This is a genomic window from Cupriavidus sp. PB-02 (genome assembly GCF_058252315.1).
Genome location: NZ_CM177694.1, coordinates 886029 through 903794, shown reverse-complemented (window position 1 = coordinate 903794; position 17766 = coordinate 886029). Strand labels below are relative to the sequence as shown.

The following is a 17766-nucleotide window of genomic DNA, read 5'->3' as shown; positions in this document are numbered from 1 at the left end:
CGTGCCGGGCAAGGCGCTTCGCCACCGGGCAGGGAGGCGTGCGCCCCCACGCCGGCGACATGCGCGCCACGCGCGGGAAAACCCCGAGGAGGGAAATCGCAATTCGGCCTTGCCCGCCAGTTTCATGTAGCTTACGCTGAACGATCATGTAGTGCGCACTACATGAGTGCGGCGTGAGCACGCAGCGGTGCCTCCCCGCACAAGGACGGCGCGCCGCAAGCGGCAGACGAGACAACACAACCAAAAGATTGGCCCTCTACATACCGGAAGCGCTGGCCCGGGGCTTGCATAGTCCACCGCCGTGCCAACCGGGGGCCGGGCCTGGACCAACCAAGGGTAGACAACAAGGAGTGACTATGTCGTATCAGAATCAAGAAGGTGTTGCGAGATTGCTACCGGGTTAGTCCAGCCTCGCCAGATTGAAGTAGCCACCACGTTTCGTTGCAACTCGGTGCGATGGCATCACGCATTAGTGAGTACCGTAGTCTGGCCCTGCTTCGATAAACGTGTGCTTCCGAGTTCAAGAACCAGCCTATAAAGACAGGTAGACAAAATGTCGTCATCAATCTCATCAATGGCAACAACGACAATCCCAGAAGCAACGATAAGCTCGCCCCCCCAGCCAAGCGCGAGGGTAGGGACGCCTCAGACCATCACTATCGAGCAAGGCATCCGCGCGGCCGGTGTCGGTCGATTCCAGTATCGGCTCTTTGTCATATTCGGCCTGGTCTGGCTCGCTGACGCGATGCAGGTGCTCTCGATCGGCTTCACCGCGCCGTCCATTGCTGCGACATTTGGCATCCCCGTACCGACGGCTTTGCAGACCGGTACGATGTTCTTTGTCGGCATGCTGATTGGCGCTTTCGTGTTCGGTCGGCTTGCGGACAGGATCGGCCGCCGACCCGTGCTCATGATGGCGGTGGTCATCGACGCGATCTGTGGTGTCGCGTCCGCCTTCGCACCGGACTTCCAGTGGCTTCTGTTGCTGCGCTTCCTGACCGGCATCGGCGTCGGCGGCACTTTGCCCGTTGACTACACCATGATGGCCGAGTTTCTGCCCTCCGACCGGCGCGGTCGCTGGCTGGTCCTGCTGGAGTCATTCTGGGCCGTCGGCACGATCTTGCTCGCCGTTCTTGCCCTGGTTGCCGTTTCGCAAGGCGATGACGCCTGGCGGCTGATCTTCCTCGTCACTGGCATCCCCGCCCTGGTCGGCGTGATCTTCCGGTTCTTTGTTCCCGAGTCTCCGCTCTATCTGAATAAAGCGGGACGCTCAGCAGAGGCACGCGCCGTGCTTCAGCGTGTAGCCGCCGCCAATCGCGTTTCCGTGGAAATTGGCTCCCTGGAGCCGCAGCCGATGGAGCGCAAATCGGTTTTTGCGCTCTTCGCGGCCGGATGCCGACGCCGCAGCATCTGCCTGCTTGCCGCCTGGATGCTCATCTCGATCGCCTACTACGGCGTCTTCGTTTATCTCCCGGTGAAGCTGGCTGGCCAGGGCTTTGGCTTCATGCGTGGTCAAGTGTTCCTGATCCTGCTCGCGCTCGTGCAGCTTCCCGGCTTCGCGCTCGCCGCTCACGGCGTCGAGCGTTGGGGTCGGAAACCGACCCTGATCGGCTTCCTGCTTCTCAGCGCGGCAGGTTGCATGCTCTATAGCCTGGGCCAGTCCACTGCGCTCGTCGTCGGCTCCACCTTGCTGATGAGCTTTGCGCTCCTCGGTACGTGGGGAGCACTTTACGCCTTTACGCCTGAGGTGTATCCGACGGATCTGCGGGCCAGCGGAATGGGCACTGCGGGTGCGATGGCGCGCTTCGGTGGCCTCTTCGCACCTTCGATCATTGCCCCGATCATGGCTACCCAGTTCACACTTGCCCTTGCGCTCCTTTCGTCATTTCTTGCCCTGGCGGCGATCGCCATTTTCATGGTGGATATCGAGTCGAGGAACCGCGCGCTGGATTAGGGCAAGGTAGCGTCGAGCCCGTCGGCGGTCCCGGCGGTCGAGGGCGCCCGCCGACGGCGCTGGCCTGGGCGGGGTCTTGAAACGAAGCCACGGGCAGGGCGGCCCGCTTCCATTACAATCCGGCTGCAACGGCGTGGCGGCCGGGTCCACCGGACCGGCCGCCCGCTTCACCCTCTTCCGCCGAGCCCTCCCCGCCAGCCATGAAACAAGATCCGCGCTTTCCCAATCTGTTTATCCTCGACCACCCGCTGATCCAGCACAAGCTTTCGCATATGCGCGACAAGGAGACCTCCACGCGCACCTTCCGCGAGCTGCTGCGCGAGATCACGCTGCTGATGGGCTACGAGATCACGCGCAACCTGCCGCTGACCACGCGCCGCATCGAGACGCCGTTGGTCGAGCTGGATGCGCCGGTGATCGCCGGCAAGAAGCTGACCATCGTGCCGGTGCTGCGCGCGGGCGTCGGCATGAGCGACGGCCTGGTCGAACTGATCCCTTCGGCGCGCATCGGCCATATCGGCGTCTACCGCGACGAGCAGCATCGCCCGGTCGAGTACCTGGTGCGGCTGCCGGACCTGGAAGATCGCAGCTTCATCCTGTGCGACCCGATGGTGGCCACCGGCTATTCCGCCGTGCACGCGGTGGAGGTGCTCAAGCGCCGCGGCGTCAAGGACGAGGCCATCACCTTCGTCGCGCTAGTAGCGGCGCCCGAGGGCGTGGAGGTGTTCCAGAAGGCGCATCCGGGCGTGAAGCTGTTCGTGGCTTCGCTCGACAGCCACCTGGATGGCGACGCGTATATCGTGCCGGGCCTGGGCGATGCGGGCGACCGGCTGTTCGGCACCAAGAACTGACCGTCACGCCTGGTGCGGACCTGAGCGGGCTTGACCGGCCTCAATAGTCCGCGCCGCGTGGCTCCCTACACTGGCGGCAGGCACTGGCGGCAATCCGCCGGCGCGCACCGCCAATCCACAGGGAGCCAAGCATGGAAGCCTTCAAGATCCTCTTCAGCACCAGCACCGGCCTGATGAGCCTGGGCGTGATCGTCTTTATCATCGGCATGGGCTGGTTTTTCGCGCGCATGTTCGCGCGCAAGATGCGCGAGGATGCGGAAGCCGCGAAGGCACAGCAGACGGCGCAACGCCGCTGACCGTAACGGGCCGCAACCGCGGCCCGCCCTGCTTTTTCCCGACGCTTACTTCTTTTTGCCGAGCAGGCTGCCCAGCACGCCACGGATCAGTTCGCGGCCCACCTGCGAGCCCACCGTGCGCGCGGCCGACTTGGCCATCGATTCCAGGATCGAATCGCCGCGACCGGTCTTGCCAGTGCCCTTGGTCAGCGTGCCGAAGATCTCGCCGGCGGTGCCGAGCCAGCCGCTGTCCTGTTCGCCGGCTGGCTGTCCGGCTGGCTTTCCGGCCGGAGCCTTGGCGGTGCCGCCGTTACCATTGCCGACCGTCGCCACGCTGCCGCGCAGCTTTTCATAGGCCGACTCGCGGTCCACGGTCGTTTCGTAAGTACCCGCCACCAGCGAGTTGGCGATCAACTGCTTGCGTTCCTCGTCCGTCGCCGGGCCGATGCGGCTTCCCGGCGGCAGTACCCACGCCCGCTCGGTCACGCAAGGCGTGCCCTTGGCATCCAGGAACGACACCAGCGCCTCGCCCACGCCCAGCTCGCCGATCGCGGTCTCCACGTCCAGCTTCGGGTTGGCACGCATGGTGGTGGCCGCCACCTTGACCGCCTTCTGGTCGCGCGGCGTGAACGCGCGCAGCGCGTGCTGCACGCGGTTGCCGAGTTGGCCCAGCACGGTGTCCGGGATATCGATCGGGTTCTGCGTGACGAAGTACACGCCCACTCCCTTGGAGCGGATCAGCCGCACCACCTGCTCGATCTTGTCGAGCAGTGCCTTGGGGGCGTCGTTGAACAGCAGGTGCGCCTCGTCGAAGAAGAACACCAGCTTGGGCTTGTCCAGGTCCCCTGCCTCCGGCAGCTTCTCGAACAGTTCCGACAGCATCCACAGCAGGAAGGTGGCATACATCCGCGGCGAGTTCATCAGCTTGTCCGCAGCCAGGATATTGACCACGCCCTGGCCCTTCTCGGTCTGGATAAAGTCTTCGAGGTTAAGCATCGGCTCGCCGAAGAACACATCGCCACCCTGGGACTCCAGCGCGATCAGCCCGCGCTGGATCGCGCCGATCGAAGCGGCCGAGATATTGCCGTACTCGGTGGTGTACTGCGAAGCGTTGTCACCGACGTGCTGCAGCATTGCGCGCAGATCCTTGGCGTCGAGCAGCAGCAGGCCGTTGGCGTCGGCGATGCGGAACACCAGGTTGAGCACGCCCTGCTGGGTGTCGTTCAGCTCCAGCATGCGCGACAGCAGCAGCGGCCCCATGTGCGAGACCGTGGCGCGCACCGGGTGGCCCTTCTGGCCGAACACGTCCCACAGCGTGGTCGGGCACGCGCCCCACGCCGGCTCCCGCAGGTTCAGGTCGGCCAGGCGCTGCTTGAGCTTGTCCGAGAGCTGACCGGCCTGCGAAATGCCGGTCAGGTCACCTTTGACGTCCGCCATGAAGACTGGCACCCCCAGGCGCGAGAACCCCTGCGCCAGCGTCTGCAGCGTGACGGTCTTGCCGGTGCCGGTGGCGCCGGTGATCAGCCCATGGCGGTTGCCCATCTGCGGCAGCAGCACCAGTTCAAGTTCGGCGTTCTTGGCGATAAGGATGGGGTCGGCCATGATCTTCCTGATAACAAGATGCCGCGGGGCTCGCCACGGCAGCGGCGCGGGCAGGCCCGCGTGATAAAATCCTGGGCTGATTATAGCCAGCCGCCAGGCATATCCGTCACCTGGCGCGCGCCGTCCCGAGGCCTTGCGGCCCAGCCGCGGCGCGCATGGCGACCCCGCATTCCATCACCGCACAACAGCGTTTTCCGTCTCGGAGAGAATCATGGCCGGTCACTCGAAATGGGCCAATATCAAACACAAGAAAGCTGCCGCTGACGCCAAGCGCGGCAAGATCTGGACCCGCCTGATCAAGGAAATCACCGTGGCCGCCAAGCTCGGCGGCGGCGATGTCGACTCCAACCCGCGCCTGCGCCTGTCGATCGACAAGGCCATGGACGCGAACATGCCCAAGGACAACATCCAGCGCGCGATCCAGCGCGGCGTGGGCGGCCTGGAAGGCGCGAACTACGAAGAGATCCGCTACGAGGGCTACGGCCTGGCCGGCGCGGCCATCATCGTCGACTGCCTGACCGACAACCGCACCCGCACCGTGGCCGAAGTGCGCCATGCCTTCTCCAAGCACGGCGGCAACATGGGCACCGAAGGTTCGGTGGCGTTCATGTTCACGCACTGCGGCCAGTTCCTGTTCGCGCCAGGCACGCCGGAAGACAAGCTGATGGAAGCGGCGCTGGAAGCCGGCGCCGACGACGTCGTCACCAACGACGACGACTCGATCGAAGTGACCTGCCCGCCCAACGATTTTTCCGCGGTCAAGACTGCGCTGGAAGCCGCCGGCTTCAAGGCGGAAGTGGCCGACGTGGTGATGAAGCCGCAGAACGAAGTCGGCTTCACCGGCGACGACGCGGCCAAGATGCAGAAGCTGCTCGACGCCCTGGAAAACCTGGACGACGTGCAGGAAGTCTTCACCAACGCGGTGATCGAAGACTAAGTCATATCTAGCCCCCATCGGCGGCAGCCCGGCTCCAAAGACCCAAGCTGCCGCCTTTTTGCATGCGTTTCTTTTCTGGCAGTGGATCATGAAAGTATTGGTTGTCGGCTCGGGTGGACGTGAACACGCGCTGGCCTGGAAATTGGCCCAGTCCCCCAGGGTGCAAGTGGTGTACGTCGCGCCGGGCAACGGCGGGACCGCGCTCGACAAGCGCCTGCAGAATGTTCCGCTGACCGATCCCGAGGTCATCGCCGCCTTTGCCGAGCGCGAAGGCGTGGCCTTCACCGTGGTCGGCCCCGAGGCGCCGCTGGCGGCGGGCATCGTCGATATCTTCCGCGCCAAGGGCCTGCGCATTTTCGGGCCGACCCAGGCTGCCGCGCAGCTGGAATCGTCCAAGGACTTCGCCAAGGCGTTCATGCAGCGCCACGGCATCCCTACCGCTGCTTACCAGACCTTCTCCGACGCCACTCAGGCGCACGCCTATATCGACGCGCAGGGCGCGCCGATCGTGATCAAGGCCGACGGCCTGGCCGCGGGCAAGGGCGTGGTGGTGGCAATGACGCTGGACGAGGCGCATCAGGCGGTCGACATGATGCTGGCCGACAACAGACTCGGCGACGCCGGCGCGCGCGTGGTGATCGAGGAGTTCCTCGAAGGCGAGGAAGCCAGCTTTATCGTGCTGGTCGACGGCAAGAACGTGCTGGCACTGGCCACCAGCCAAGACCACAAGCGCCTGCTGGACGCCGACGCCGGTCCTAACACCGGCGGCATGGGCGCCTACTCGCCCGCGCCGGTGGTCACGCCCGCGCTGCATGCGCGTGCGCTGCGCGAGATTATCCTGCCGACCGTGCGCGGCATGGAAAAGGACGGCATCCCGTACACGGGCTTCCTGTACGCCGGCCTGATGATCGACAAGGACGGCAACCTGAAGACGCTGGAATTCAACTGCCGCATGGGCGACCCCGAGACGCAGCCGATCCTGGCGCGCCTGAAGACCGACCTGGTCGACGTGATGGAGCACGCCGTCAACGGCAAGCTCGACGCCGTCGAACTGGACTGGGACCGCCGCACCGCCCTGGGCGTGGTGATGGCCGCTTACGGCTACCCCGACGCGCCGCGAAAGGGCGACGCCATCACTGGCATCCCGGCCGAGACCGACGACAGCGTGACCTTCCACGCCGGCACCACGCTCAAGGACGGCACGCTGCTGACCTCGGGCGGGCGCGTGCTGTGCGTGGTCGGGCTGGCCGACACGGTCAAGGCGGCGCAGCGCGCCGCCTATGCCGCGGTCGAGCAGATCCAGTTCGACGGCATGCAGTACCGGACCGATATCGGCTACCGCGCCATCAAGCGCTGATCCCGCCCCCCGGCCCGGCTGAGTCGCCGCGCCGGACGGCTTCGGACGCAAGCGACCGCCCGGCCGCCCCAGCCGGTACAATCGTGACAATGCTGTGACCCACCCGGCAGCCAACAGGCTGCCGGCGTGCCATCCAGCCGGTCCATCCGCCGGTTTTATCCGCCTTCGCCAACCATGATCGATTCCCAGGCAGTCCGTGCCTATCTGCTCGGCCTGCAAGACCGCATCACCGATGCCATCGGCGCCATCGACGGCCAGCCGTTCCTGACCGACGCCTGGGAGAAACCGCCCACCGAACGCCTGCGCGGCAGCGGCCGCACCCGCATCCTGGAAGGCGGCACGGTGATGGAGCGTGCCGGCGTGGGCTTCTCGCACGTCAGCGGCGATACCCTGCCACCCTCGGCCAGCGCCAACCGGCCGGAACTGGCCGGGCGCAGCTTCGAGGCGATGGGCGTCTCGCTGGTGTTCCATCCGCGCAACCCGTACGTGCCCACGGTCCATATGAACGTGCGCTGCTTCCTGGCGGTCAAGCCCGGGGCCGAGCCGGTATGGTGGTTCGGCGGCGGCATGGACCTGACGCCGTACTATGGCAACGCCGACGACTGCACCCATTTCCACCGCACCTGCAAGCAGGCGCTCGCGCCCTACGGCGACGAGCTGTACCCGCGCTTCAAGCAGTGGTGCGACGAATATTTCTTCCTGCGCCACCGCAACGAGGCTCGCGGCGTGGGCGGGATCTTCTTCGACGACTTCTCGGCGCTGGGCTTCGAGCGCAGCCTGGCGATGATGCAGTCGGTCGGCGATGCCTTCCTGGACGCCTACCTGCCGATCCTGCAGGCGCGCAAGGACACCCCCTACGGCGAGCGCGAGCGCGACTTCCAGGCCTACCGGCGCGGGCGCTACGTCGAATTCAACCTCGTGTTCGACCGCGGCACGCTGTTTGGCCTGCAGTCGGGCGGACGCGCCGAATCCATCCTGATGTCGATGCCGCCGCTGGTGACCTGGCGCTATGACTGGCAACCGGAACCGGGCAGCCCCGAAGCGGCGCTGTATACCGACTTCCTGCCGGCACGCGACTGGGCCTGACGGCAGACCTATGGCCAATCCTGCGCAACACCGCAAGCCCGCCGCCGACGCGGGCGAACCGCCGCACTCCTCCCGTCCCTACCGCCTCGGTATCCTCGGCGGCACTTTCGATCCGCCCCATGTCGGCCACCTGGCGCTGGCACGGCTGTGCGCCGAGCACCTGGACCTGGACGAACTGGTGTGGATTCCCACCGGCCAGTCCTGGCAGAAAGGCGCCGACGTGACGCCCGCCGCCGATCGCCTGGCCATGACCGAACTGGCCGCCGCCGCGCTGGCGGACGGCGGCGCGAAGGTCCGCGTGAGCCGCATGGAAGTGGACCGCGCCGGCCCCAGCTACACCATCGACACCGTGCGCCAGCTACGGGCCGAATACGGCCCCGAGGCCTCGCTGTGCTGGCTGATGGGCGCCGACCAGTTGCTGCGCCTGCACACCTGGCACGGCTGGCAGGAACTGTTCGCACATGTGCACCTGTGCACCGCCACGCGCCCGCGCTTCGAGCTGGCCGCGCTGGAGGGCCCGGTGCTGGAAGCGCTGGCCGAGCGCCAGGCCGACACACACCTGATACAATGCACGCCCTCCGGCCGGATGTGGATCGACCAGACGCTCGCCGTCGACCTGTCTTCCACCCATCTGCGCCAGCGCCTGGCAACCGGCCAGCCGGCAGATGACCAACTGCCGCCGGGCGTGGCACACTACATCGCAAGCCACGGGCTGTACCGCGACGTTCCTGCGAGGACGTGACCCCCCGGCCAGGGCGTGACCGGGGTCTGACCAGGCCCGGCGCCCACCACCCAACCGATCTCAGCTGAACAAGAAGACACCATGGATATTCGTAAACTGCAACGCGCCATCGTCGACGGCCTCGAGGATGTCAAAGCGCAGGACATCAAGGTGTACGACACCAGCCACCTGACCGAGCTGTTCGACCGGGTGGTGATTGCCAGCGGGACGTCCAATCGCCAGACCAAGGCGCTGGCAGCTTCGGTGCGGGATACGGTCAAGGAAGCCGGCGGCCATATCGTGGCGGTCGAGGGACTGGAAACCGGCGAATGGGTGCTGGTCGATTGCGGCGACGCCGTGGTCCACATCCTGCAACCCCAGTTGCGCATGTACTACAACCTGGAAGAGATCTGGGGCGACAAGCCGGTGCGCATGAAGCTCGCCACCGGCGCCCGCGGCCTGGCCAAGGCCAGCGAGCCGATGGAAGAAGACGAGGACGACGTCCCCGCCGTGCGCGGCACACGCCGCGCCAGCAGCCTGCGCCCGGCGCTGGCCCGCCTGCCGGAAGGCATGAAGGAGCCGTCGCCGCCGATGGGCCACGAGGACACCGACCCGGACGCGATCGCCACCATCCGCAAACCGGCCCGCAAGACCGCCACCAAGACCACGGCAACCAAGACGGCCACCAAGACCCCCGCCAAGACGACCGGCACCCGCGCCGCGGCACCGCGCAAGACCGCCGCCGGCACCACGGCACGCAAGACCGCCACCAAGACGGCTACCAAGACCGCAACGAAGGCTGCAGCCAGCAAGTCCGCCGCAGCCAAGCCGGCCGCCCGCAAGCGCACCACCCGCTCGGCCTGATTCCCGGGCGCGCGGCTGCCGGCCGGCCGCGCAGCAGACAAGTCCTCATGCAACTGGTGATCGTGGCCGTCGGCCACAAGATGCCCGGCTGGATCGAAACCGGCTTCAGCGAGTATGCCAAGCGCATGCCGCCCGAGTTGCGCATCGAACTGCGCGAGGTCAAGCCGGAAACCCGCTCCTCCAGCAACAACGCCGCCACCGTGATGCAGCGCGAAGCCGCGCGGATCGAGACGGTGCTGGGCTCGCTGTCGAAGCAGTGCCGCATCGTCGCGCTGGACGAGCGCGGCCGTGACTTCACCACCGTGCAACTGGCTGCGCAACTGACCGACTGGCAGCGCGAGGGTGGCGACGTCGCCTTCCTGATCGGCGGCGCCGACGGGCTCGACCCGGCGCTGAAGGCGCGCGCCAGCACCCTGATCCGCCTGTCCAGCCTGACGCTGCCGCACGGCATGGTGCGCGTGCTGCTGGCCGAGCAGCTGTACCGGGCCTGGTCGGTCACGCAGAACCATCCTTACCACCGGGCCTGAGCCCGCCGCTCACCGGCGGTCGCTATCGCCGCTGGCGGTACAATGCGGGCCACCGCCGGGCTACCGGCACGCTCTCCATCCATGCCGATTCCGCCGCCCGGTTTCACGGGCGGGATCTTCGCCCCCGCGATGCACGACTACCTCTACCTCGCCTCCCAGAGCCCGCGCCGCCGCGAATTGCTGACCCAGCTCGGCGTGCGCTATGAACTGCTGCTTGCCGATGACGACGAGGACGCTGAAGCGCTCGAAGTCGTGGTGCCCGGCGAGACCCCCGACGATTACGTGCAGCGCGTGTGCGCGCTGAAGGCCGAAGCCGCGCTGCGCCGCCGCGAGCGCCGGGCACTGCCCGACGCGCCGGTGCTGACCTCCGACACCACGGTGTGCCTGGGCGGCCGCATCCTGGGCAAGCCTGCCGACGACGCCGACGCCGCGGCCATGCTTGACTCGCTGTCAGGTACCACGCACCGCGTGCTGACCGCCGTGACGGTGGTATCGACCACCGGGATGTGCCATGCACTGTCGGTTTCCGAAGTCAGCTTCCGCCTGATGCAGCCCGCCGAGATCGAGCGCTATGTCGCCAGCGGCGAGCCGCTCGGCAAGGCCGGCGCCTACGGCATCCAGGGCCGCGCGGCCGAGTTCGTCGAGCGGATCGCGGGCAGCTATTCAGGTATCATGGGCTTGCCTTTGTTTGAGACGGCGGCGTTACTTCGCCAGGCCCGCCTGCAATTCTGAGCGGCCCGCCCCCGCGCCCAGACAAGACCCGGCCTGCGCGCCGGGCCACCCTATACAGCCGGGCCACCGGCGCCGCGTTTCACCGCTATGACTGAAGACATCCTCGTCAACATCACGCCCCAAGAGACGCGCGTTGCCATCGTGCAGCAGGCCGCCGTCCAGGAACTACATGTCGAACGCACGCTCACGCGCGGGCTGGTCGGCAATATCTACCTGGGCAAGGTCGTGCGCGTGCTGCCCGGCATGCAGTCGGCCTTTATCGACATCGGCCTGGAGCGCGCCGCCTTCCTGCACGTGGCCGACATCTGGCATCCGCGCGACGCCGACCGCAATGGCACCACGCCGCAACTGGCGATCGAGAAGACCCTGTTCGAAGGCCAGGCGCTGATGGTGCAGGTGATCAAGGACCCGATCGGCACCAAGGGCGCGCGCCTGTCCACGCAGGTGAGCATTGCCGGGCGCACGCTGGTGTACCTGCCGCAGGATCCGCATATCGGCATCTCGCAGCGCATCGAAGGCGAAGTGGACCGCGAGGCGCTGCGCAGCCGCGTGCAGGGCCTGGTGCCCACCGACGAGCGCGGCGGCTTTATCGTCCGCACCATCGCCGAGGAAGCGACCGACGAGGAACTTGGCAACGACATCGCCTACCTGCGCAAGATCTGGGGCGCGATCCGCCAGAACGCCACCACGCAGCCCGCACCCACCCTGCTCTACCAGGACCTGAACCTGGCGCAACGCGTGCTGCGCGACTTCATCAACGACGCCACCGGCGTGATCCAGATCGACTCGCGCGAGAACTACCAGATGCTGGTGGAGTTCGCCAAGGAATACACGCCGGCGGTGCTGCCGCGGCTGTCGCACTACACCGGCGAGCGCCCGATCTTCGACCTGTTCAATATCGACGCGGAGATCGAGAAGGCGCTGTCGCGCCGGGTCGACCTGAAGTCAGGCGGCTACCTGATGATCGACCAGACCGAGGCGATGACGACCATCGACGTCAACACCGGCGGCTACGTGGGCGCGCGCAACTTCGACGACACCATCTTCAAGACCAACCTGGAGGCAGCCCACACCATCGCGCGGCAGCTGCGGCTGCGCAACCTCGGCGGCATCATCATCATCGACTTCATCGACATGGAGAATGTCGAGCACCGCGACGCGGTGCTGTCTGAACTGAAGCGCGCGCTGTCGCGCGACCGCACCCGGATCACGGTCAACAGCTTCTCGCAGCTCGGGCTGGTGGAGATGACGCGCAAGCGCACGCGCGAATCGCTGGCGCACGTATTGTGCGAACAATGCCCGGTATGCCAGGGCAAGGGGCAGGTCAAGACGCCGCGCACGGTCTGCTACGACATCCTGCGCGAGATCATGCGCGAATCGCGCCAGTTCAATCCGCGCGAGTTCCGCATCCTGGCCTCGCAGGAAGTCATCGACCTGTTCCTGGAAGAAGAAAGCCAGCACCTGGCCATGCTCGGTGACTTTATCGGCAAGCCGATCTCTCTGCAGGTGGAATCGACCTTCCACCAGGAACAGTACGACATCATCCTGATGTGAAGCCAGATGGAGAAGGGGCTGCGCGGCCGCCGGCAAGCGCTGCCGGTTCGCATGCCTTCCCGCCTCGGTAGTCGCCCTAGCTCCCTCTTCCTCCTGTTCGCGCTTCGATCCGCTATAACTAAGCGAGGGAAGTCAGCGGCATCGTGACCGATGCCGCGCCCGGCGCGCAGCGTCCCGGTGTGACACAGCGGGACACGGCTGCGCCGGTCGGCGAGGAGGAGTCCGGCATGAACGCCACGAACCATGGGGCCTGTCTGCTGGCCGTCCTGCTGCTTGCTGGCTGCGTCGAGTTTCCTGTTATTGCAAGACGCCCCAGCCCACCCTCACTGCCGCCCGCAGTGATCGCCGAAGCGCCGCCACCCAAGAAGGCGCCGCGTGCCACCCCGATCGCGCAAAAGACCATCAATATCGTCGCCACCTGCAAGCGCACCGAGGAAGACGGCTTCCGCGAAGATGCGCAGATGGATGTCAGGGGCAACGAAGTGCGGGCGCTGAAGTGGAAGCTGTGGGTGTCGCGGCGCGGCAGTTGCGAATTCAACCTGGCCGACTTCCGCCAGGTCGCCGACACGCCCCACATCGAACTGCAAGCCATCGACGGCAGCCAGTGCAAGCTGCTGGTGTGGCAGGACCCGCGCCGCGTGACGCTGGCCCATGCCCGCTGCGAGAAGCACTGCACGCCCGGCATCTATGAGCAGGCGTGGCCGGTGCTGTTCGATCCCAACAATGGGAAATGCGCCGAGATACGCTGAGCCGTCACGGCAAACGGCGCGCTATTTCGCTTTCGGCACCCGCCCCATCAGGTAGAACTCGTCGTTCGGGCGCATGCTGATGGAGTTGGCCATCCGGTTCGACAGGCCGAAGAACGCGGTGATGGCGGCGATGTCCCAGGCGTCCTCGTCAGAGAAGCCGTGCTCGCGCAGCGCCGCAAAGTCCGCCTCGTCGACTTCATGCGACGCCTTACACACCTTCATCGCAAAGTCGAGCATCGCGCGCTGGCGCGGCGGGATGTCCGCCTTCAGGTAGTTCACCGCCACCTGGTCGGCCACCAGCGGCTTCTTCTCGTAGATGCGCAGGATCGCGCCATGCGCCACCACGCAATACAGGCACTGGTTGGCGCCCGAGGTCGCCACCACGATCATCTCGCGCTCGCCCTTGGTCAGCCCGCCCTCCTTGAGCATCAGCGCGTCGTGATAGGCGAAGAAGGCGCGGAATTCATCCGGGCGGTGCGCCAGCGCGAGGAAGACGTTGGGGACGAAGCCGGCTTTTTCCTGGACTTCGAGGATGCGGGCGCGGATGTCGTCGGGCAGGTTGGCGACGGCCGGGACGGGGTAGCGGCTGATGGGGAATGCCGGGTCGGGCATGGTGGTCTCCTGTAGTTGTGCGTCTGTCACATGGTGTTCTTCTGCTTCAGATACTAACGGATCGGCGCGGGTTCGGCGCCGGCCATGTTGCGCATGGATCGCACGTACTGATGTCCACCGGATCAGGCATACTACGCACCTTCTGAACAAGGCGAGCGCCCCTTCCGAGCCGCCATACTCTTCCCGATGAAACGCATTCTCATCGTCAAGCTGACATCCCTGGGCGACATGGTTTTCACCCAGCCGCTGGTCGCGGACCTGCAGCGGGCTTTTCCCGGCGTGAAGATCGACTGGATTGCCGACTCCTATTGTGCCGATGTGCCGCGCTGGAACCCGAATATCGACCGGGTGATCGCCGCGCCGCTGCGCGGCTTCAAGAAGTTGCGCAACTGGGCAGGCTTGCGCGCGATCTTCAGCGCGCTGCGCGAGTTGCGCCGCGAGAAATACGATGCCGTGCTCGACGTCCACGGCGTCTACAAGAGCGCCATCGTCTCGTTCCTGGCCCGTACGCGGCATCGCTATGGCTACCCCGTGGAAGAACTGGGCGAGAGCGGCGCGCGCTTTGCCTACAACCATGTGTTTCAGCCGTATATCGAAGAAGATTGCGCACGGCAGCGGATGCGCCGCGCCGTAAGCCGCGCCTTCGGCTACGAACTCACAAGAGAAATGGACTACGGGCTCGAGATGCCCGGGGACACGCCGGCGCCGGCCGCCAAGGGGCCGTATGCGATGCTGTTCCATGCCACCTCGAGCGAAGAGAAGAAGTGGCCAGTAGCCGACTGGATCAGCGTGGGCAGCGCGATCTCCGCGCGCGGGTTACGTGTGCTGGTGCCGTGGGGCAATGAGGCCGAGCGCAAGGAGGCCGAGACCATCGCCGCCAGCGTGCCCGGTGCCGAAGTGATGCCGCGGCTGAGCATCACCGGCGTGGCGCAGATGGTGGGCCAAGCCTCGCTGGTGGTCGGCATGGATACCGGCTTCGTGCATATCGCCGACGCGCTGCGCCGCCCGACCGTGATCCTGTTCACGACCACCTCGCGCCACCTGTATGGTGTCACTGCGCCGGGACGCGCAGTGTCGCTGGGCGGCCACGGGGACGTGCCGACGCGGGCCGAAGTGCTGGCCGCCATCGACGAAGTCATGTCCGTGCAGCCGCCCGTGGCTTCGCAGAACTGAGCGAAATGAAGAAGGCCGGCACAGATGTGCCGGCCTTCTTCATTGGAGCTGCTGCAATGGCTTACTGGGTCGCGAACTGGATCCGGTGCAGCCCGGCATAGAGGCCGTTGGCTGCCAGCAGTTGCTCGTGCGTGCCCTGCTCCGCCAGCCGGCCGTGGTCCAGCACGGCAATGCGGTCGGCGTTCTCGATGGTCGACAGCCGGTGCGCGATCACCAGCGTGGTCCGGCCCTTCATCAGTTCTTCCAGCGCTGCCTGCACCTGGCGCTCGGATTCCGAATCCAGCGCCGAAGTGGCCTCGTCCAGGATCAGGATCGGCGCATCCTTGTACAGCGCGCGGGCAATCGCCAGGCGCTGGCGCTGGCCGCCGGACAGCTTCATGCCGTTGTCGCCGATATTGGTGTTGACACCCTCCGGCAAGCCCTTGACGGTCTCGGTCAGGTAGGCGGCCGCCAGCGCGCGCTCGACGCGCGCCATGTCGATCTCGCCTTCGGACTGCGCACCATACGCCACATTGGCGGCCACGGTGTCGTTGAACAGCACCACGTCCTGGCTGACGAAGGCGATCTGGTTGCGCAGGTCCTTCAGCGCCAGCTCGGGCAGCGGCATGCCGTCCAGCAGGATCTGCCCGTCGGTGGGATCGAAGAAGCGCGGCACCAGGTTGACCAGCGTGGTCTTGCCGCTGCCCGACGGGCCCACCAGCGCCACCACCTCGCCCGGGCTGACGCGCAGGTTGATGCCGTCCAGCGCGGCGCGCGGCGCCTCGCCATAGCGGAAGCCGACGTTCTCCAACGCCAGTTCGCCACGGGCGCGGCCCAGCGGCTTGCCGCCGTGCTGCGGCTCGACCGGCTCGTCGATCAGCCGGAAGATCATCTCGGCCGCGGTGATGCCCCGCGTCAGCGGCTGGTTGATGTCGGTCAGGTGCTTGAGCGGCGAGATCAGCAGCAGCATCGCCATCACGAAGCCGGTGAAGCCGCCCACTGTGGTCTGGTTGCCCTGCGCCTGCACCATCGCGATGGTGATGATGACCGACAGCGCCAGCGCAGCCAGGAAGGCCGTGACCGGCTGGTTCAGCCCGCCGGCCACCGCCATGCGCATCGAGTAGTTCTTCAGCCTCTCGGCCACGATGCGGAAGCGCGACAGCTCATACGACTCGCCGCCGTGCAGCTTGACCACCTTGAAGCCGCCCACCGCCTCTTCCACGACATAGGCCGCGTTGTTGGTGTAGGTCTGGTGATCGCGATTGAGTTTGCGCAGCCTGCGGTTGATCTTGGACATCAGGTAGCCGATCACCGGCAGGATCACCGCGACGATCAGCGTCAGGCGCCAGTTCGTATAGAACAGGTAGATCAGCAGTGCCACCACAGTCAGCGAGTCACGCACCAGCGTGATGAACACGCTGGTCAGGATCTGCAGCACCTGGTTGACCTCGAAGATCACCGCATTGATCAGCGATGCCGCGGTGTTGCGGTGGAAGAACCCCGCGGGCGCATGCAACAGGCGCTCGAACATCTGCATGCGCATCTTCAGCAGCACGCGGTTCGAGATCAGGTTCAGCAGGTAGCCGGAAGCAAACTGCGCCACACCCCGGATCAGCGCCACGCCGGTCAGGATGGCGGGCACATGCCACAGCGTGCCGGCGTAGCCGCCACCGAAGCCTTTGTCGAGCAGGTCGTTGACGACCTTGGGGATCACCCCTTCGCTGCCCGCGACCACCGCCATCGCAAGGATGGCGCCGACAAAGACGCGAAGCTCGGGGCGCAGGTAAGACCAGAGCCGCCGCGCCATGGACTGCGACTCTGATGCCATTTGACTGGACAAGAACGATTCCTCAGGAAAACTGAAACAGGCGGGCGCGCGCCTGGCGCGGCCGGCGCGAAACCCCGGGGTCACACAAGGTACAATGCGGGCTCCCGGTCTATGCCCCGCCGCACCACGCTATCCGCCTATGAGGATTTCCGCTGTCATCATTACCCGCAATGAGGCGCATAACATCCGGGCCTGCCTGGAAAGCGTGAAGTGGTGCGACGAGGCGATTATAGTGGATTGCATGAGCGCGGACGCCACACGCGAAATTGCCCGGGAAATGGGTGCTTGCGTGGTGGAGACGGCGGACTGGCCGGGCTTCGGGCCGCAGAAGAATCGCGCGGTTGACGCCGCCACGGGTGACTGGATCCTCAGCCTCGACGCAGACGAGCGCATCAACGATGCCTTGCGCGACGAAATCCTGCAGGCGGTTGCGCGCCAGGACCATGACGGCTATGAGATGCCCCGGCTTTCCGAGTTCTGCGGCCGCTTTATCCGCCACGGCGGATGGTACCCGGACTATGTCACGCGCCTGTTCCGTCGGGGCAAGGGACGCTTCACCGATGCGCTGGTTCACGAACACCTTGCTGTCGACGGCCGCGTCGGCCGGCTCACGCAGGCGCTGATCCATCACAGCTACCGCGACTATTCGGATGTGCTGCGCAAGGTCGAGGCCTACTCCACTGCGGGTGCCATGCAGGCCTTTCGCAGCGGCAAGCGCTCGACCCCCGCGGCGGCGCTGGGACACGGCCTGTGGGCGTTCCTGCGCACATGGTTGCTGCGCGGCAGCATCCTCGACGGCACCGAAGGCTTCGGGGTGGCACTGATGAACGGCCAGGCCAGCTACTACAAGTACCTCAAGCTCTGGCACCTGCAGCGCCAGCCCGAACAGCTGCCGCGCTGACGCGCATCCGGCTGTCGCGCCCCATCGCGGCATGTCGCATCCGTCTCCACCTTCACATCGCAAA

Annotated in this window: 17 protein-coding genes; 14 read left to right on the top strand and 3 right to left on the bottom strand. The window is 66.1% G+C overall.

The window, feature by feature from the left end:
- The first annotated feature begins 553 nt into the window (after positions 1 to 553).
- From AC10V3_RS04285 to AC10V3_RS04275, 3 genes are all read left to right on the top strand, one after another.
- A complete protein-coding gene (locus AC10V3_RS04285; protein WP_022533941.1) occupies positions 554 to 1954 on the top strand; it encodes an MFS transporter in 1401 nt (466 codons plus the stop codon).
- Positions 1955 to 2154: 200 nt separating this feature from the next.
- Positions 2155 to 2805: a uracil phosphoribosyltransferase gene (gene upp, locus AC10V3_RS04280; RefSeq protein WP_022533940.1), complete on the top strand. Its 651-nt coding sequence runs from the start codon at positions 2155 to 2157 to the stop codon at positions 2803 to 2805.
- Positions 2806 to 2936: 131 nt separating this feature from the next.
- The gene (locus AC10V3_RS04275; protein ID WP_022533939.1) at positions 2937 to 3101 is read left to right on the top strand and encodes a DUF3149 domain-containing protein; all 165 of its coding nucleotides are present in this window, start codon (positions 2937 to 2939) and stop codon (positions 3099 to 3101) included.
- 45 nt (positions 3102 to 3146) lie between these two features.
- Here AC10V3_RS04275 and AC10V3_RS04270 read toward each other — a convergent pair whose 3' ends face one another.
- Positions 3147 to 4682, bottom strand: coding sequence for a helicase HerA-like C-terminal domain-containing protein (locus AC10V3_RS04270; RefSeq protein ID WP_490923165.1), 1536 nt, complete (start codon positions 4680 to 4682; stop codon positions 3147 to 3149).
- 211 nt (positions 4683 to 4893) lie between these two features.
- On the opposite strand from AC10V3_RS04270, the gene AC10V3_RS04265 reads away from it, so the two are divergent.
- The 9 genes from AC10V3_RS04265 to AC10V3_RS04225 all read left to right on the top strand — a co-directional run bounded on the left by AC10V3_RS04265 (position 4894) and on the right by AC10V3_RS04225 (position 13209).
- Complete coding sequence (locus AC10V3_RS04265; RefSeq protein WP_490923164.1) at positions 4894 to 5619, top strand: YebC/PmpR family DNA-binding transcriptional regulator; 726 nt, start codon at positions 4894 to 4896, stop codon at positions 5617 to 5619.
- Positions 5620 to 5707: 88 nt separating this feature from the next.
- Entirely contained in the window at positions 5708 to 6976 is a 1269-nt protein-coding gene (purD, locus tag AC10V3_RS04260) for a phosphoribosylamine--glycine ligase (RefSeq protein ID WP_022533936.1), read from the top strand.
- 174 nt (positions 6977 to 7150) lie between these two features.
- Entirely contained in the window at positions 7151 to 8062 is a 912-nt protein-coding gene (gene hemF / locus AC10V3_RS04255; RefSeq protein WP_490923162.1) for an oxygen-dependent coproporphyrinogen oxidase, read from the top strand.
- 10 nt (positions 8063 to 8072) lie between these two features.
- Positions 8073 to 8804: a nicotinate-nucleotide adenylyltransferase gene (locus AC10V3_RS04250; RefSeq protein WP_490923160.1), complete on the top strand. Its 732-nt coding sequence runs from the start codon at positions 8073 to 8075 to the stop codon at positions 8802 to 8804.
- A gap of 81 nt (positions 8805 to 8885) precedes the next feature.
- A complete protein-coding gene (gene rsfS / locus AC10V3_RS04245; protein WP_490923158.1) occupies positions 8886 to 9647 on the top strand; it encodes a ribosome silencing factor in 762 nt (253 codons plus the stop codon).
- A gap of 47 nt (positions 9648 to 9694) precedes the next feature.
- Entirely contained in the window at positions 9695 to 10174 is a 480-nt protein-coding gene (gene rlmH / locus AC10V3_RS04240) for a 23S rRNA (pseudouridine(1915)-N(3))-methyltransferase RlmH (RefSeq protein WP_022533932.1), read from the top strand.
- A gap of 129 nt (positions 10175 to 10303) precedes the next feature.
- Positions 10304 to 10906: a Maf family protein gene (locus AC10V3_RS04235; protein WP_490923655.1), complete on the top strand. Its 603-nt coding sequence runs from the start codon at positions 10304 to 10306 to the stop codon at positions 10904 to 10906.
- Between the two features lie 87 nt (positions 10907 to 10993).
- The gene (rng, locus tag AC10V3_RS04230; RefSeq protein WP_022533930.1) at positions 10994 to 12460 is read left to right on the top strand and encodes a ribonuclease G; all 1467 of its coding nucleotides are present in this window, start codon (positions 10994 to 10996) and stop codon (positions 12458 to 12460) included.
- Positions 12461 to 12687: 227 nt separating this feature from the next.
- Positions 12688 to 13209, top strand: coding sequence for a hypothetical protein (locus tag AC10V3_RS04225; RefSeq protein WP_490923654.1), 522 nt, complete (start codon positions 12688 to 12690; stop codon positions 13207 to 13209).
- Positions 13210 to 13230: 21 nt separating this feature from the next.
- Here the strand turns inward: AC10V3_RS04225 and AC10V3_RS04220 are convergent, their stop codons facing one another.
- Positions 13231 to 13821: a peroxidase-related enzyme gene (locus AC10V3_RS04220; protein ID WP_022533928.1), complete on the bottom strand. Its 591-nt coding sequence runs from the start codon at positions 13819 to 13821 to the stop codon at positions 13231 to 13233.
- Positions 13822 to 14007: 186 nt separating this feature from the next.
- On the opposite strand from AC10V3_RS04220, the gene waaC reads away from it, so the two are divergent.
- A complete protein-coding gene (gene waaC, locus AC10V3_RS04215) occupies positions 14008 to 14994 on the top strand; it encodes a lipopolysaccharide heptosyltransferase I (RefSeq protein ID WP_454751724.1) in 987 nt (328 codons plus the stop codon).
- A gap of 61 nt (positions 14995 to 15055) precedes the next feature.
- Here waaC and msbA read toward each other — a convergent pair whose 3' ends face one another.
- Positions 15056 to 16780 carry a lipid A export permease/ATP-binding protein MsbA gene (gene msbA / locus AC10V3_RS04210; RefSeq protein ID WP_490923652.1) on the bottom strand — a complete coding sequence of 575 codons (1725 nt, stop codon included), beginning with the start codon at positions 16778 to 16780 and terminating at the stop codon, positions 15056 to 15058.
- Between the two features lie 160 nt (positions 16781 to 16940).
- On the opposite strand from msbA, the gene AC10V3_RS04205 reads away from it, so the two are divergent.
- Positions 16941 to 17702 (top strand): glycosyltransferase family 2 protein, encoded by a 762-nt coding sequence (locus AC10V3_RS04205; protein ID WP_041680960.1) that lies wholly within the window; start codon positions 16941 to 16943, stop codon positions 17700 to 17702.
- The last annotated feature ends 64 nt before the right edge of the window (positions 17703 to 17766 follow it).

What these genes read in the sequence shown, in the direction of transcription:
- AC10V3_RS04285 (WP_022533941.1), top strand. Translation starts at nt 554, where the DNA reads ATGTCGTCATCAATCTCATCAATGGCAACAACGACAATCCCAGAAGCA.
- upp (WP_022533940.1), top strand. Translation starts at nt 2,155, where the DNA reads ATGAAACAAGATCCGCGCTTTCCCAATCTGTTTATCCTCGACCACCCG.
- AC10V3_RS04275 (WP_022533939.1), top strand. Translation starts at nt 2,937, where the DNA reads ATGGAAGCCTTCAAGATCCTCTTCAGCACCAGCACCGGCCTGATGAGC.
- AC10V3_RS04270 (WP_490923165.1), bottom strand. Translation starts at nt 4,682, where the DNA reads ATGGCCGACCCCATCCTTATCGCCAAGAACGCCGAACTTGAACTGGTG.
- AC10V3_RS04265 (WP_490923164.1), top strand. Translation starts at nt 4,894, where the DNA reads ATGGCCGGTCACTCGAAATGGGCCAATATCAAACACAAGAAAGCTGCC.
- purD (WP_022533936.1), top strand. Translation starts at nt 5,708, where the DNA reads ATGAAAGTATTGGTTGTCGGCTCGGGTGGACGTGAACACGCGCTGGCC.
- hemF (WP_490923162.1), top strand. Translation starts at nt 7,151, where the DNA reads ATGATCGATTCCCAGGCAGTCCGTGCCTATCTGCTCGGCCTGCAAGAC.
- AC10V3_RS04250 (WP_490923160.1), top strand. Translation starts at nt 8,073, where the DNA reads ATGGCCAATCCTGCGCAACACCGCAAGCCCGCCGCCGACGCGGGCGAA.
- rsfS (WP_490923158.1), top strand. Translation starts at nt 8,886, where the DNA reads ATGGATATTCGTAAACTGCAACGCGCCATCGTCGACGGCCTCGAGGAT.
- rlmH (WP_022533932.1), top strand. Translation starts at nt 9,695, where the DNA reads ATGCAACTGGTGATCGTGGCCGTCGGCCACAAGATGCCCGGCTGGATC.
- AC10V3_RS04235 (WP_490923655.1), top strand. Translation starts at nt 10,304, where the DNA reads ATGCACGACTACCTCTACCTCGCCTCCCAGAGCCCGCGCCGCCGCGAA.
- rng (WP_022533930.1), top strand. Translation starts at nt 10,994, where the DNA reads ATGACTGAAGACATCCTCGTCAACATCACGCCCCAAGAGACGCGCGTT.
- AC10V3_RS04225 (WP_490923654.1), top strand. Translation starts at nt 12,688, where the DNA reads ATGAACGCCACGAACCATGGGGCCTGTCTGCTGGCCGTCCTGCTGCTT.
- AC10V3_RS04220 (WP_022533928.1), bottom strand. Translation starts at nt 13,821, where the DNA reads ATGCCCGACCCGGCATTCCCCATCAGCCGCTACCCCGTCCCGGCCGTC.
- waaC (WP_454751724.1), top strand. Translation starts at nt 14,008, where the DNA reads ATGAAACGCATTCTCATCGTCAAGCTGACATCCCTGGGCGACATGGTT.
- msbA (WP_490923652.1), bottom strand. Translation starts at nt 16,780, where the DNA reads ATGGCGCGGCGGCTCTGGTCTTACCTGCGCCCCGAGCTTCGCGTCTTT.
- AC10V3_RS04205 (WP_041680960.1), top strand. Translation starts at nt 16,941, where the DNA reads ATGAGGATTTCCGCTGTCATCATTACCCGCAATGAGGCGCATAACATC.